The following is a 13,617-nucleotide window of genomic DNA, read 5'->3' as shown; positions in this document are numbered from 1 at the left end:
CGCCACACAGCACCAATCCTCACAGTATTTATGTCTATTTTAGAGTGCCTATTCTAACGGCATGGGTGAGAATAGACGTATTGGTGATAAATGAAATGGAGCATCGCATGGCATTGAGCAAGTTTCTGGTCGTTCACGATCCAACGCGTGAAGAACAGCCTGCCCTTGAACGAGCGGCCATGGTCGCCGAAAGGCTGGGCGCCGGTCTGCATTTGTTCGGTTGCATTCACGGCGATGTCTCTGGCGCAGACAAGCAAGCTGAAGCCGTAAAACAGCGCCTGGGTGATCATAAAAAAATACTAGAAGAAGCAGTGGCGCCTATTGCCGCAAGCGGTTTAACGGTAAGCACAGAAGTGGAATGGGACAAAGACTGGTACCACGCCGTCGTTCGCGCAGCTGCTCGCAATCATGCAGACATTGTGTATAAGTCCTCTTACAAACACAGCGCCAGTCAGCGCATTCTCAAGTCTACTTCTGACTGGACCTTGATCAGGGAGTGCCTGAGCCCGGTGCTATTGATCAAGCAAGTAAAGAGACCCGAGGTGCCTGTCATTCTGGCAGCCATAGACATCAGCGTCAGAACCCAGTCCTACGAAAAGCTCAATGAGCATATTCTGGAACTGGGACGAAAATTGGTCGTGAGCGACATCGCCGAGATTCACGTAGTCAATGCCTTTCCTGATTTTCGGATAACTCCCGACCCGCGTAAATTGATTGAGGCTACTGGCTTAGACAAAAGCCGCATTCACATCATGATGGGACCGCCCGAGAGAGTCATCGTTGAAATGGCAAATAAACTCAATGCCAATATGGTAGTTGTCGGAAATTCACACCGGTCAGGCCTTGCCGCCATGATGCAAGGCAATACCGCGGAAAAAATTCTCGATAAGTTGGACTGCAATGTACTGGCCATGCCTTAAGGGTTTCGATACACCATGAGTCCCGTGCTCTCAGCAGCTTTCTGGGGCTTCTTCTCCGGTGGGGCGCTTATACTGGGCGCTGCGATCGGTTTTTACTATTCGGTACCCAATCGAGTGGCTGCCTCAATCATGGCCTTCGGCAGCGGTGTGCTGATATCCGCACTGTCATTCGAACTGATGGAAGAAGCCTTCCAGATCGCTGGATTAGGGGCCACCGCAACCGGTTTCCTGTTGGGTGCAATTGCCTATGCTGGCGCTAACCGTCTGCTGGCCAACCAGGGCGCCAAACACCGTAAGCGATCGGGAAACCAACAGCCCAGCGAGCAGGAAGACAGCGGCAGCGGCGCAGCCATTGCTCTAGGAGCCCTGCTCGATGGGATTCCGGAATCTATTGTCATCGGCTTAAGCATATTGCATGGCGGCGCTGTCAGCATCGCCACCGTGGCTGCCATATTTTTATCAAACCTGCCCGAGGGAATTTCCAGCTCCATTGGCATGCGTAAGTCCGGTCGGTCTGCAAGTTACGTATTTGGAGTGTGGATAACCATCGCCATCGCCTGTGGGTTGTCATCGCTGGCGGGCTATGTGGTTTTCGACAGCTTTTCTCCAATGGTGGTTGCAGCGACCACAGCCGTCGCCGCCGGAGCTATGCTGACCATGATTGTTGACACCATGATTCCAGAAGCCTTTGCAGAGACACACGATTGGACGGGATTGATCGCGGTGCTGGGCTTCCTGACTTCATTTTCATTAACGGAATTGGCTGGATGAGGTTATCTACTAGAGCCACCGGCCATCACCACCAACAGCGGACGATTCGATAATGACTGGCGAGAGTAACCTCGACACTCTTTTAGCTTCGATGTCACCGCAGCTGGATAAAGAAGACTACGTATTCTGGAGCGCCGGAAACGCACAATATGGCGACCACAGTGAACTACAACCCATTGCCAGCTGCATGGAGCCTGAAGGGCTCACACTGGTTATAGCCAAAGCCAAAGCCGACGCCCATAAAATACATTACGACTGCGTGTTCAAGCGCATCACCCCGGAAGTCCATTCAAGTCTGGAGGCTGTGGGGCTCACTGCCGCTTTCGCCAAAAAACTCGGCGAGCACGGCATCAGCGCCAACGTCATCGCTGGCTATTTTCACGATCACATTTTTGTCCAAAGTGAGCTTGCAGGCAGGGCCATGGCTGCCCTTGGCGAGCTATCCTAGCCCTGCGTCTTGGCGCGTAACGTGAGCCAGGGCGCGCTAACTTAGAAAAGACTTTGCGGCGCCCATCAGGCCGCCCATACCGCCAGCTGCGTCAAGCAAACTACCGCCAGAGCTGGCCTTATCCATTAACTTTGGCAGCACATCCGCCAGCCCCGAGGCTGCCGTTCCGGTGTCGGTACCCAGCGAAGAAGCAAAGTCTGACACTTTGCTGTCACCCAGCAACCCCATAATACTCTCAGCAGAAATTGCGCTATTGCCCCCATCACCTAGCCAAGAACTGACAATACCACCCAGCTCCCCACTAGAAGCCATTTTACTCGCCAATCCAGCGAGATCGACGCCGCCCTTGCCATCGCCCAACAGACTATACAAAGCATTTTCAATTGAACCGCTATCAAGTTGCAGGCCCAATTTTTCCGACAATAATTGGGCACCCATTTGAATGACATCCATTGATCTATTCCTATCTTAAATTAAAGGTTCAGTTTTATATTAAGAATAGACCAGATGCGCAAAAAGCCACTAGACGAACCAATAAAACTGATTACGCTTTTTTTACAAATTGAGACTTGAGCTTCATTGGTCCGATGCCATCAATTTTACAATCGATATCATGGTCGCCCTCTACCAAACGGATATTTTTCACCTTGGTTCCCACTTTCACCACCGAGGATGAGCCCTTCACCTTAAGATCTTTAATGACCGTGACAGTATCGCCATCCACAAGGGGATTACCGTTAGCATCGCTAACAACTTTTTCGTCGATGTCTTCTGCACTGCCATCCCGCGGCCACTCATGGCCACACTCGGGACAAACAAACTGATCTCGGTCTTCGTAGACATAGGAAGAAGAGCACTCAGGGCACTTCGGTACTTCACTCATAAACTTGTCTCTTATTTTATCAACTGGTCTTAGTGATCAGGAATCAGGCGCTTACCCATGCTAACAACGGCGTCTTCTCCGTAGCCGATACTGTTGTAAAAATCGATAATTGCAGTATTAGCTCGCCTCACTTGTAAGTTCAGCTTTGGGCAACCCCGCACAAGCAGGATTTTTTCGATCGCGCGCATCATCACGGTGCCATAACTTTTTCGCTGTTGGTCAGGGCTAACCGCCAGGTAATTAACCCAACCTCTGTGCCCGTCGTAGCCCCCCATCACCGAGGCCACTATTTGGTCATTAACCACTCCCACCAGGAAAAGATCCCGGCCCACCTCCAGTTTGCGGGCAATATCTTTACGAGGATCGTTATGAGCGACCACAAGCCCACACTCGTTCCAGAGGCCTATAACCGCATCTTCATCAGAATCCTGATAGGTTCGAATATTCATTCAGTAATGCACCGCCAGCCAGATCGTGTCTTCATCAGGCGACGTCCATTCCACTCGATGTCGCTCATGAGCAGCAATGTTAACGTAATCGCCCTCTTCAAGGGTAACTGACGCCTTATCGGCGAAAGCAATCACCGCCCTGCCTCGCAGGACCATCACCCACTCAGCTCGCTCCTGGTCGTACCAATCGTCGGGCGCGGAGGCATGCCCCCTGGAGACAATTCGCTCGATGCGCAGGCCTTCTCTCTCAACCAGACACTGGAACAGCTCTTCGGGTAGGTCATGTGGTATATCAGAAAAGAAATTACTCATGCTAGATAACTCATTGCGGATAGAACCACTGCCTCCAAATATTGCAGAACTTCATAAACACACTATTTAAGCTCCCATCGATAATAACGACAGCCGCCGGTTCGAAACTGCTTCTCCAGCGCTCTTCGACTGCGCTTCCATGCATCCATCTGCGGACCACTACCACCGTTGCTGCGCAACTCATCATAGCGCTCAATTTTCAGCTGCAGTTTTCGACATTCCTCAAGACTTGCCTGCTGCGCTAATACGACAGGACAAAAAAATGAAGCGATAACGATAGCCAGGCAAAGCAAACAACTTTTCATCACATACACCTCCCTGTGTATGCGCTCAGTCTAGCGCGTTATTAATCTCTATCGACAAATCATATTAGGGCATCAGTAATCAGAACCAGAGCTCAGTCTCGGCGGGGCTGTCAAAATCGCTTGGGCTTATGTTTCTACCAATGGCGCACCAAAAATTGTTCCAGACTACTCTTTGCTTTTGTGAGCAAGCTTATGAGCATTTTTTTCCCAGTTCAGGCCATCGAAATCAACAATAGTCATTTTCGGCGGCTTGGTATCCAGGCAGTGCACATTGACATCAATGCCATCGGGGTTTGACCGGGGAATGTAAAATGGCTTCATGCCGCAAACCTTACAAAAACTGTGTTTTGCGACACCCGTGTTGAACGTATAGGTCGCGATGCATTCCTCACCGGCCAGCAATGTGAACTTACTCAAGGGAACAATAAGATGCAGATAACCCGCCTTTGCACAATGTGAGCAGTTGCAGTTTTCCAACTCAACCTCTTCAGGTGCCTCTACCTCAAATTTAATAGCCTGACAGTGACAACTTCCTGGGTAGATCATTCTGATCTTCTCCTTTGTTACGTCTTCGTGATTTAGTCAAAACACTTTCATTGCTGCTCCAGCAACTTTCAAACGCTCGCTCAGAGCATACGTTTTATAAACGCATAACGACTACTAATTGCATTTTTATACTTGGGAAGATCATCCGACGCATTTTCCTTACGGGTACCGTAGAACACATGCATCTCTGCCGGGGGCAAATCCTCCGAGTTCACGCAATTTCTGGCCGCTACAAAAGCGAAAGCTTTCTCCCCCTCACCCATCTTGGACAGGATAGGTTTGTCACACGCAGGGCAACGCCCCCGATCGACAGCACCGATACGTTTGTACTTTGCAAACGATATATCGTGCCCCTCAGGCAATTGCACGTCATTCAATTTGAACAGCGAGATATCGACAAAGGAAGCATCGTATTGCTGTTGGCAAATAGTACAGTGGCAATAAAAACGCGTAATCGGCTCACCCTCAACTTCGTACTTGGTGGTCCCGCAGGGACACTGGCAGGAATAGCGCATTATAATTTTTCTCCTTGTCTTAGGGGCTCTACTTTTAGTTCCCAGTTGGCGTGGCCAGCCGGACCCATTGGGCCAATCTTCCCCTCGGCCGAACGAAGCAAAATACGGGGATCATGAACGTCTCCCTCCTTTACAACAAAGCGAATATTACGCGTAGCTTTGATATCCTCCAACGGGTTACCTTTAACAATCACCAGGTCTGCCAACTTTCCAGTCTCAATGGACCCAAGCTTATCGGCAACGCCCAGAGCATTCGCCCCGTTAATGGTTGCCGCTTTTAACGCAGTAATCGGAGAAAGCCCTGCATAGGTCATTGCCAGTAACTCGCGGTGGTAAGCAAACCCCGGCAACAGGCTGGTGTAAACCGGCTCATCTGTACCGACAACCAGAAGATCGTCACCCCCAGCTTCATAGAGTGCATTCAGCTCCATCACTCGCTGCTTGAACTCTGGCCGACCAGACTCCGGCTCCGGGGGACCACGCCTTTCAAGCAGCTCCTGAGCATAGGGCGTAAAATATTTGGCCTCGTTCTCCCAAACCATTTCGGCTTGATGGTCTCTGCGCAAGTTAATGCCGCCGTACATCTGTAAGTTCGCATCGTAGTACACATGATGCTTGATCATTAGCGCTACTATTTCATGGGTTTCTGCCGTTTGTGCATCTCCAGGCTCCAGCGCGAGTGTCAGCTGATGTTCAATACGGTCCATGCCCATCAGAATGGCGTCGCGGGTAGAAAGGTCATACTCAACGTTGTAATTGGCAAGATGTCCAGCCGTTGTCATGCCGTTTTTGTGCGCCTGATCAATAATGACTTTTGCCTCAGCCGGTGTAGCTTGCTTTATCTTGATACTGATCACGCCTTGTCGCGCCCAGGCATCAACTTCGTCTCGAATCTCTTGTTCAGAAATATCATTTGGCCAGGCAATGCATTCATCAGCGGCCACCTTGACCTGATACTCACAACGAAAGCCGCCGAAGTAAGGTCCCGATGCAAATAGACGAGGACCAACAGCTTCTCCAGCTTCAATACGGTCACGCTGGGCAATGACGCGTTCGGGAAAAAATTCTCCAGCGGACCAGGTACTGGTTACACCATTGGCAAGCAACACGATGCCGTTATACACAACCTCTTCTGCACGACCATTGTCTACAAGGTCCAGGTTATAGTGCGCATGGAGATCAATCATGCCTGGCAGAACTGTATCGGAGTCGGCTAACACTATGACTTTTGTGTAACCTGAAGAATCTGCTTTGGCCTGAATATCAAGATCGACTATTTTTCCGTCCCGAATCAGAATGCCGCTGTTACGCCGCCGCGTATCGCTAACGCCGTCAAACAGCCAACCCCCTCGAATTAGCAAGGGCTCGGCTTCTGCTTTATTGCTTTCAGCGCTAACCTGAACCGCGATGAAACTGACCAACAACACAATGGCCTTGAACTGGTTCGCTAACTTCAAATTGTGGCTATCAAGCGCCATAATTTTCGTTTCTCCTGACATCCCCCGCTTGTGACTATATCTTGATAGAGCGGCAAACGCTCCGCCGAGTTGCCTACGTGACTATTCTTATTTTTCTGTCTAACTGGCTGACCTTGCCCCATTAATTAGCTAAGAGCTCATAGCCTGCGTAAAAAGTCAGGCCGATTAAAATAAAGCAGCCAATCATAAAAAAGCGCCGCCTAACAGGAACGTAATTGGATCCCATATGAATAATTGCATGAGCAATCCGGCTCACAACAAACAGCCAGGCTGCCACCTGCACATAAATATTAACTGCTGAGATGCTCCATAACACACCAATCAGCACATAGAACAGCAGCGGCACTTCAAACTGATTGCGGATGCAGTTATTAATCTGCAAAACACCGTCTGGCCAGGCGTCATCATGAAGCGCCCTACGCTCTTCATTCACCTGGCCTAATGTCACTGCCTTTTTTTTCGCAACTGCGAGATAGATATACAGACAAAGCGTGAGCATCACCTGAATAAGAACGGGAGAAAATATGTATTTATCTTCCATTTGACGCACCAGCCTCATTAGCCATATTTATGCAACGCTATCATCGCTAGCAACTTTAGTCATATCGACAGGGATTACCAGCTTGCCCGGGCACGGTGAGAGAGACTTTTGACAATTACAGAATACTGTATAAATATACAGTATATGTCAAGCTACGCCGAACTTCATTGCCTCAGCTGCTACAGCTTCCTGCGCAGCGCCTCTCACCCCCACGAACTGGTAGAACGGGCGGCGCAACTGGGCTATGGCGCACTGGCCATCACCGATGAATGCTCTCTTGCGGGAGTAGTAAAGGCTCACGTAGCAGCAAAGGAGGCTGGGCTAAAACTGATCATAGGCAGTGAATTCAAGCTTGAGGAAGGCATTCGCCTGGTAGCTCTAGCGCCCTCTCGCGCAGCCTATAGCGAGCTATCAGGGTTAATCAGTATGGCCCGGCGGCGCAGCCCCAAAGGGGAATATCGGGCCAATCTGCGAGATGTCATCTTTCACCTTAAGCGTTGCCTGCTGATCTGGTTACCCCGAGACAACGATGATCACGACCAGGCCTATGGGCAGCAATTGGCACGGCTGTGTAAAAATCGAATTTGGCTGGGCGTTAGTCACTTACTGGGCAATGACGAAGCCCGGCATTTTGAAAATACCTCGGCACTGGCAACCGCGCTGAATATTCCCCTGGTCGCCTGCGGCGATGTACGCATGCATCTGGCTTCCCGCAAACCATTGCACGATGTGTTTACCGCACTGCACTACAACACCAGCGTGGCCCAACTGGGTCGACGACGCCTGAGCAACAGCCAGCAACATTTGCGATCTCTGGAGCGAATACACCAACTCTATCCCCCCGAGCTGATTCTGGAGACTGAGCGCATCGTATCGCGCTGCAACTTCAGCCTGGACGAACTGCGCTATGAATATCCAGAGGAAGTTGTCCCCCAGGGTCATAGTGCCAATAGCTACCTGCGACAGCTGGTCGATGAGGGCAGCAAGCGCCGCTGGCCTACTGGCACCCCCGAGCCTGTTCAGCAACGTATCGACAGGGAGTTGGAGCTGATTGAAGAACTAAACTACGAGTACTACTTCCTCACTGTTTACGACATTGTTGATTTCGCTCGCTCTCGGGACATTCTTTGCCAGGGTCGAGGCTCCGCCGCCAACTCTGTCGTCTGCTACTGCCTGGGCATTACCGAGGTATCTCCAGAGCAGATATCCCTTTTATTCGAGCGTTTTATCTCCAAGGAGCGCGACGAACCTCCTGATATCGACGTGGACTTTGAACACGAGCGGCGCGAAGAAGTCATTCAATACATTTACCGCAAATACAGTCGCCGACGTGCCGCTCTCGCCGCTACCCTTATCACCTACCGCTCACGCAGTGCTGTACGCGATGTAGGCAAGGCGCTGGGGCTGGACCCGGTATTCGTAGACGACCTGGCCAAATCGCTGGCCTGGTGGGATCGCACTGCCGACTTAAGCAAACGCTTTGAAGAGCAGGGCGTGGCAGGCCACAGCCAGCAGGCAGATTTATTCTACAACCTGGTGCAGCAAATTCTGGGTTTCCCCAGACACCTGTCCCAGCATGTAGGGGGTTTTGTTATTACCCGCAGCCCTATTTCTACACTGGTGCCGGTAGAGAATGCCAGCATGGCTGAGCGCACCGTTATTCAGTGGGATAAGGAAGATATCGAATCACTGGGACTGCTCAAGGTCGATATTCTTGCTCTGGGCATGCTCTCGGCCATCAGAAAAAGCCTGCAAATGGTACATCGCTATAACCCGGCGATTGCGACTGTCAGTGACATTCCCAAGGAAGACGCAGCTACTTACCAAATGCTGCAACAAGCCGACACCACCGGCGTATTCCAAATTGAATCGAGGGCACAAATGTCTATGCTGCCCAGACTCAAGCCAGAGTGTTTTTATGACCTGGTGATTCAAATCGCGATTGTCCGCCCAGGGCCTATACAGGGAGACATGGTGCACCCCTATTTGCGCCGTAAGCAGGGACTTGAGGTAATCACATATCCCTCGGAAGAAATAAAGGGCGTACTGGAAAGAACTCTTGGGGTGCCTATCTTCCAAGAACAGGTCATTCGCCTGGCCATGGTGGCAGCTGGTTTCTCCGGCGGAGAAGCAGACCAACTGCGCCGAGCCATTGCCAACTGGGGTCGCAACAGCAAGTTGCTTGGTTTTGAGCAAAAGCTCACTCAGGGCATGATAGAAAGAGGCTATGACGAGGACTTTGCCCGTCGCCTGTTTGACCAGATCAAGGGCTTTGCCGGTTACGGCTTTCCGGAATCACACTCTGCCAGTTTTGCCCTGCTGGCCTATATTTCCTCCTGGCTCAAGCGACACCACCCTGCTGCATTTTTTGCCGGCCTGCTAAACAGCCAACCCATGGGGTTTTATAGCGCATCACAGTTACTTCAGGACGCTCGCCGCCACGGCGTGGTTGCACTCCCCATAGACGTCAATCAAAGCGACTGGGACCACCAGTTACTGGATCAACACCGGGGCACCAACAAACCTGTTCGCCTTGGCCTGCGTCTGGTAAAAGGCTTGAGCCGAGGCGGTGCCCAGCGCGTCGTTGAAGGGCGCCAGCAATCTCCCTTTCGTCAAATCAGCGACCTGCGTCGCAGAGCCCAACTGGACAAACGTGATATGGAGGCATTGGCGGACGCAGACGCCCTGGTTTCCCTAAGCGGCCATCGCCATCAGTCTCAATGGCAAATTATGGCGCTTGAAGAGGCACGCCCTTTATTACAGGACGAGCAATTTCAAAACGCGCACTATTTCAATGACAAGGTACAACTATCCGCCCCAGCCGTTGCTGAAGAAGTATTGTCCGACTATCGCGCCACTGGCCTCACCCTGCGCGCTCATCCGCTAAGCCTGCTACGCGACCAGGCACCCTTCAACCGCTGTAAGAAGCAGGTAGATTTGCCACATTTGGGCAATCACCGCTTTGTACGCATCGCCGGACTGGTGACCTGCCGCCAACGCCCGGGCAGTGCCTCGGGCGTACTATTCCTCACTCTCGAGGATGAAACCGGCAATAGTAATGTCGTGGTCTGGCAACGTACCCAGCAGCACTTTCGCCAGGCGCTGATGTCGGCCCAGTTATTACTGGTCACTGGCACTGTCGAGACAAAAGATAACGTCACCCATGTTATCGCTGGCGCACTCTACGACTACACCAGTGAACTGGACAACCTGCGGGTGAAGTCGAGAAACTTTCATTGATCCGGCTCTCAAAAACAACCGCTTAATATTCAACCAGCTCTATTTCGATGCCCTACCCTGCTAACAAGACTTAATGCGACTAAACGTTAATCAGCGCTTGCGAGCTTGACCTGCTGTTCTAAAATATAGTCTGGAAGAAATCTAGACTCCGAAGGAAACAACATGCACATTGCCAAATACCTGATCGCCGCCACCGCACTGGTCGCCGCGACCACAGCACAGTCCCAGGTACCGCCACCAGCGGATGTTGGCGCCCTATCCAAAGTCTACCCCGGTTCAACTTACTCGCCATACGCAGGCCAAGATTTCGCTAATGATGTCTACTGGGGCGATACTCACCTGCATACCGATATGTCTATGGACGCAGGTGCCTTCGGCAATCGCCTTGACCTGAATGCTGCCTACCGGTTTGCCCGTGGCGAAGAAGTACAGTCCACTACCGCAGGGCCCGTGCGCCTGTCACGGCCTCTCGATTTCCTGGTGATTGCTGATCACTCTGACAACATGGGATTTTTCCCCGATATGCTGTCGGGAGCTCCCCACATCCTGTCCAATCCAACGGGTAAAGATTGGTACAACCGAATTAAGGCAGGCAAAGGCGTAGGAGTTGCGTTGGAATTGATTGGCCTGTTTTCACAGGGCCAGTTCGACCCTGAACTTGTTTACACCCCCGATTCAGAGCCCTACAAAGACGCCTGGGCGCGAACTGTAGAAGCAGCAGAACGTTTCAACGAACCGGGCCGGTTTACTGCCTTCATTGGCTATGAGTGGACCTCGTTAGTCAAAGGCGGAAACATGCACCGAGTCGTCATCTACCGTGACGGAGCCGACAAAGGCGGCCAAATGGTGCCCTACACCACCATTGAGCCTCAGGGCAGCGCCAACCCGATGGACTTGTGGAAATGGCTCGCAAATTTCGAAGAGAAAACCGGCGGCGACGTTCTGGCGATTGCCCACAATGGCAACCTCTCCAATGGCATTATGTTCCCAATGCAAGCTCAATATGATGGCAGGCGTTTGGACGCTAAGTACGTCGAGCAAAGATCCAAGTGGGAACCACTCTACGAAGCCACCCAAATCAAGGGAGATGGCGAAACTCACCCCCTACTCTCTCCAGATGACGAGTTTGCCGATTATGAAACCTGGGACATTGGCAACCTGGATGTATCGGAAGCGAAAGAAGACGCTATGCTGGCCTCAGAATACGCCAGGGAAGCGCTCAAGCGGGGCCTGCTCATCGAAGACAAGCTGGGCACCAACCCCTACAAATTTGGCATGATCGGTTCTACCGATAGCCACACCTCGCTCGCAACGGCGCAGGAAGACAACTTCTTCGGCAAGCACTCGGGCGCCGAGCCTAGCCCAGAGCGAATGGCTCACCCCTTTATGGCTACCGAACGCGGTTCCATCATGGGATGGCAGCAGGTCGCTTCAGGCTTAGCGGCGGTTTGGGCCAAGGAGAATACCCGGGCTGCGATTTTTGATGCTATGGAGCGAAAAGAAACCTACGCCACTACCGGCAGTCGAATGCGAGTCCGTCTTTTCGGTGGCTGGAACTTTACGCTTGCAGACATGAATAACCGTCAGCTGGCTTTTACCGGCTACAGTAAGGGAGTTCCCATGGGAGGCGACCTGCCTTCGCGGGGCGAGAAGAGTAAGTCAGCTCCCAGCTTTATGGTATATGCCTTACGTGACCCAATCGGCGCAAATCTGGACCGCATCCAGATCGTAAAGTCCTGGCAGGATGGCAAAGAGACCAGGGAGAAGGTCTACAACGTCAGCTGGTCTGATGATCGTCAGGCAGGAGAAGATGGCAAGATACCCGCTGTTGGCAATACTGTGAACGCCAACACCGCATCGTGGACCAACACCATTGGTGCCCCTGAGCTGGGTACAGTCTGGACAGACCCTGACTTTAACCCGAAACAACGTGCGGTCTATTATGCCCGTGTTCTGGAGATACCCACCCCTCGCTGGTCAACCCACGACGCGGTACGTTTTGGTATCGACATTCCTGAAGGTGCTCCTGTTTCAACTCAGGAACGGGCCTACACTTCACCAATCTGGTACACCCCCTAGCAATCGGGAACAACGACAGGCAGTAAAACAAAAAAGCTCGGGGAAACCCGGTCTTTTTTGTAGCTTGACCACTGGCTAATCCCAGCCTTCGACCCCGGACATATCAGGCAGATGGTGTGCAATGCCCTTGTGACAATCGATACAAGTCTTTTCACCGTTGGCTAACGCTGTGGAGTGCTGTGTGGCAGCACGCTGACTCTGCCAAGTGAAATCCATGTACTCAAAATCGTGGCAATTGCGACATTCAAGAGAGTCGTTTGCTTTTAGCCGATTCCATTCACGCTCTGCCAGTTCACGGCGCTTGGCCACAAATTTTTCGCGCGTGTTAATGGTGCCAAATATCTTGCCCCAGACTTCTTTGGAAGCCTGCATCTTGCGCGCGATTTTATTTGTCCAGTCGTGAGGCACGTGACAGTCGGAGCACTTGGCCCTCACGCCAGAGCGGTTAGTAAAGTGAATCGTTGACTGTAGCTCCTCATAAACGTTTTCACGCATTTCATGACAGCCGGTACAGAAGGTCTCCGTATTAGTGAACTCCATCGCGGTGTTAAAGCCACCCCAGAAGATAACCCCCATAATGAACCCACCCAAGGTCAGAAAGCCCAGACTGTAATACTTACTTGGAGTGGAGATTGCTCGCCAGTAACGTTTAATTGTTTCTATCACCAGAAATGCCTCTATTTACGCGCCGCGCGCAGCAGGTCGTCAATGTCCTCAAACTCGTTATCCAACAGCGGATCTACGTCTATTTGCACGACGTGACACTGATTACAAAAATAACGTCGCGCGGAAATATCAGCGAGGAAATTTCCCTCTCGGTCCATGTAATGAGTGACGCTGACCATCGGTGCCTGGCTTTCCTCAGTACGCCTGCGGCTATGGCAAGACATACACTTATTGGCATTAGTATCGATCTGATAATTGTCGATTTTGTGGGGGACGGTCGGCGGCTGCATGGGGTAGGCACGCTTGCGCTTTACATCATCATTTTCCACTCGACTAATTTTTGGGGGATTCGGTTCGACATCCAGCGCTGCATCGCGAGTCGTAGCAACATTCTGTGCCAGTGCACCAGCGGTCAGTACAAGACCCAGCAAGACAGTAATTGTCATACGTGATTTCATGTTCTG

Annotated in this window: 16 protein-coding genes; 5 read left to right on the top strand and 11 right to left on the bottom strand. The window is 51.6% G+C overall.

Translation table 11 applies throughout. The annotated features are described in order from the left end of the window. The first annotated feature begins 107 nt into the window (after positions 1-107). Genes EYC87_RS14470 through EYC87_RS14460 form a run of 3 tightly spaced genes read left to right on the top strand, consistent with a single transcriptional unit; the run spans position 108 to position 2,139 of the window. Positions 108-920 (top strand): universal stress protein, encoded by an 813-nt coding sequence (locus EYC87_RS14470; RefSeq protein ID WP_279253502.1) that lies wholly within the window; start codon positions 108-110, stop codon positions 918-920. A gap of 15 nt (positions 921-935) precedes the next feature. Continuing rightward, the gene (locus tag EYC87_RS14465; protein WP_007229827.1) at positions 936-1,691 is read left to right on the top strand and encodes a ZIP family metal transporter; all 756 of its coding nucleotides are present in this window, start codon (positions 936-938) and stop codon (positions 1,689-1,691) included. Positions 1,692-1,743: 52 nt separating this feature from the next. Beyond that, positions 1,744-2,139 (top strand): ACT domain-containing protein, encoded by a 396-nt coding sequence (locus tag EYC87_RS14460; protein ID WP_279253501.1) that lies wholly within the window; start codon positions 1,744-1,746, stop codon positions 2,137-2,139. A 36-nt stretch (positions 2,140-2,175) separates the two neighbouring features. Here the strand turns inward: EYC87_RS14460 and EYC87_RS14455 are convergent, their stop codons facing one another. The 9 genes from EYC87_RS14455 to EYC87_RS14415 form a co-directional block, all read right to left on the bottom strand. After that, a complete protein-coding gene (locus tag EYC87_RS14455) occupies positions 2,176-2,592 on the bottom strand; it encodes a YidB family protein (RefSeq protein ID WP_279253500.1) in 417 nt (138 codons plus the stop codon). Between the two features lie 91 nt (positions 2,593-2,683). After that, complete coding sequence (locus EYC87_RS14450) at positions 2,684-3,022, bottom strand: zinc ribbon domain-containing protein YjdM (RefSeq protein WP_279253499.1); 339 nt, start codon at positions 3,020-3,022, stop codon at positions 2,684-2,686. Between the two features lie 29 nt (positions 3,023-3,051). Continuing rightward, a complete protein-coding gene (locus tag EYC87_RS14445; protein WP_007229863.1) occupies positions 3,052-3,471 on the bottom strand; it encodes a GNAT family acetyltransferase in 420 nt (139 codons plus the stop codon). Continuing rightward, positions 3,472-3,783 carry a cupin domain-containing protein gene (locus tag EYC87_RS14440; RefSeq protein WP_040541881.1) on the bottom strand — a complete coding sequence of 104 codons (312 nt, stop codon included), beginning with the start codon at positions 3,781-3,783 and terminating at the stop codon, positions 3,472-3,474. Between the two features lie 62 nt (positions 3,784-3,845). Further along, positions 3,846-4,088 carry a hypothetical protein gene (locus tag EYC87_RS14435; protein WP_279253498.1) on the bottom strand — a complete coding sequence of 81 codons (243 nt, stop codon included), beginning with the start codon at positions 4,086-4,088 and terminating at the stop codon, positions 3,846-3,848. Between the two features lie 165 nt (positions 4,089-4,253). Next, complete coding sequence (locus EYC87_RS14430; RefSeq protein WP_279253497.1) at positions 4,254-4,634, bottom strand: GFA family protein; 381 nt, start codon at positions 4,632-4,634, stop codon at positions 4,254-4,256. Positions 4,635-4,714: 80 nt separating this feature from the next. Next, positions 4,715-5,149 carry a GFA family protein gene (locus EYC87_RS14425; protein ID WP_279253496.1) on the bottom strand — a complete coding sequence of 145 codons (435 nt, stop codon included), beginning with the start codon at positions 5,147-5,149 and terminating at the stop codon, positions 4,715-4,717. Then, on the bottom strand, positions 5,149-6,627 hold the full coding sequence (locus EYC87_RS14420) for an amidohydrolase family protein (RefSeq protein ID WP_279253495.1): 1,479 nt from the start codon (positions 6,625-6,627) through the stop codon (positions 5,149-5,151). Before EYC87_RS14420 ends, EYC87_RS14425 begins: the two co-directional genes overlap by 1 nt. A 121-nt stretch (positions 6,628-6,748) precedes the next feature. Then, a complete protein-coding gene (locus EYC87_RS14415; protein WP_279253494.1) occupies positions 6,749-7,168 on the bottom strand; it encodes an MAPEG family protein in 420 nt (139 codons plus the stop codon). A gap of 144 nt (positions 7,169-7,312) precedes the next feature. On the opposite strand from EYC87_RS14415, the gene EYC87_RS14410 reads away from it, so the two are divergent. After that, on the top strand, positions 7,313-10,408 hold the full coding sequence (locus tag EYC87_RS14410) for an error-prone DNA polymerase (protein ID WP_279253493.1): 3,096 nt from the start codon (positions 7,313-7,315) through the stop codon (positions 10,406-10,408). A gap of 162 nt (positions 10,409-10,570) precedes the next feature. After that, on the top strand, positions 10,571-12,487 hold the full coding sequence (locus EYC87_RS14405; RefSeq protein WP_279253492.1) for a DUF3604 domain-containing protein: 1,917 nt from the start codon (positions 10,571-10,573) through the stop codon (positions 12,485-12,487). A gap of 75 nt (positions 12,488-12,562) precedes the next feature. Here EYC87_RS14405 and EYC87_RS14400 read toward each other — a convergent pair whose 3' ends face one another. Together EYC87_RS14400 and EYC87_RS14395 are read right to left on the bottom strand one after the other, a co-directional pair. Continuing rightward, a complete protein-coding gene (locus tag EYC87_RS14400) occupies positions 12,563-13,153 on the bottom strand; it encodes a NapC/NirT family cytochrome c (RefSeq protein ID WP_007229820.1) in 591 nt (196 codons plus the stop codon). 11 nt (positions 13,154-13,164) lie between these two features. Further along, positions 13,165-13,611 (bottom strand): nitrate reductase cytochrome c-type subunit, encoded by a 447-nt coding sequence (locus EYC87_RS14395; RefSeq protein ID WP_279253491.1) that lies wholly within the window; start codon positions 13,609-13,611, stop codon positions 13,165-13,167. Between the last annotated feature and the right edge of the window lie 6 nt (positions 13,612-13,617).

This window comes from Candidatus Seongchinamella marina, assembly GCF_026262685.1.
GTDB classification, from domain to species: Bacteria; Pseudomonadota; Gammaproteobacteria; order Pseudomonadales; family Halieaceae; genus Halioglobus; species Halioglobus marinus.
The sequence above is the reverse complement of the archived record's forward strand: the minus strand, read 5'-3'. Positions and strand labels throughout refer to the sequence as shown.

Excerpts from the sequence above, each read along its gene's own strand:
- EYC87_RS14415 (WP_279253494.1), bottom strand. The coding sequence starts at position 7,168 with ATGGAAGATAAATACATATTTTCTCCCGTTCTTATTCAGGTGATGCTC.
- EYC87_RS14405 (WP_279253492.1), top strand. The coding sequence starts at position 10,571 with ATGCACATTGCCAAATACCTGATCGCCGCCACCGCACTGGTCGCCGCG.
- EYC87_RS14460 (WP_279253501.1), top strand. The coding sequence starts at position 1,744 with ATGACTGGCGAGAGTAACCTCGACACTCTTTTAGCTTCGATGTCACCG.
- EYC87_RS14440 (WP_040541881.1), bottom strand. The coding sequence starts at position 3,783 with ATGAGTAATTTCTTTTCTGATATACCACATGACCTACCCGAAGAGCTG.
- EYC87_RS14420 (WP_279253495.1), bottom strand. The coding sequence starts at position 6,627 with ATGGCGCTTGATAGCCACAATTTGAAGTTAGCGAACCAGTTCAAGGCC.
- EYC87_RS14410 (WP_279253493.1), top strand. The coding sequence starts at position 7,313 with ATGTCAAGCTACGCCGAACTTCATTGCCTCAGCTGCTACAGCTTCCTG.
- EYC87_RS14430 (WP_279253497.1), bottom strand. The coding sequence starts at position 4,634 with ATGATCTACCCAGGAAGTTGTCACTGTCAGGCTATTAAATTTGAGGTA.
- EYC87_RS14395 (WP_279253491.1), bottom strand. The coding sequence starts at position 13,611 with ATGAAATCACGTATGACAATTACTGTCTTGCTGGGTCTTGTACTGACC.
- EYC87_RS14465 (WP_007229827.1), top strand. The coding sequence starts at position 936 with ATGAGTCCCGTGCTCTCAGCAGCTTTCTGGGGCTTCTTCTCCGGTGGG.
- EYC87_RS14450 (WP_279253499.1), bottom strand. The coding sequence starts at position 3,022 with ATGAGTGAAGTACCGAAGTGCCCTGAGTGCTCTTCTTCCTATGTCTAC.
- EYC87_RS14470 (WP_279253502.1), top strand. The coding sequence starts at position 108 with ATGGCATTGAGCAAGTTTCTGGTCGTTCACGATCCAACGCGTGAAGAA.
- EYC87_RS14455 (WP_279253500.1), bottom strand. The coding sequence starts at position 2,592 with ATGGATGTCATTCAAATGGGTGCCCAATTATTGTCGGAAAAATTGGGC.
- EYC87_RS14425 (WP_279253496.1), bottom strand. The coding sequence starts at position 5,149 with ATGCGCTATTCCTGCCAGTGTCCCTGCGGGACCACCAAGTACGAAGTT.
- EYC87_RS14445 (WP_007229863.1), bottom strand. The coding sequence starts at position 3,471 with ATGAATATTCGAACCTATCAGGATTCTGATGAAGATGCGGTTATAGGC.
- EYC87_RS14435 (WP_279253498.1), bottom strand. The coding sequence starts at position 4,088 with ATGAAAAGTTGTTTGCTTTGCCTGGCTATCGTTATCGCTTCATTTTTT.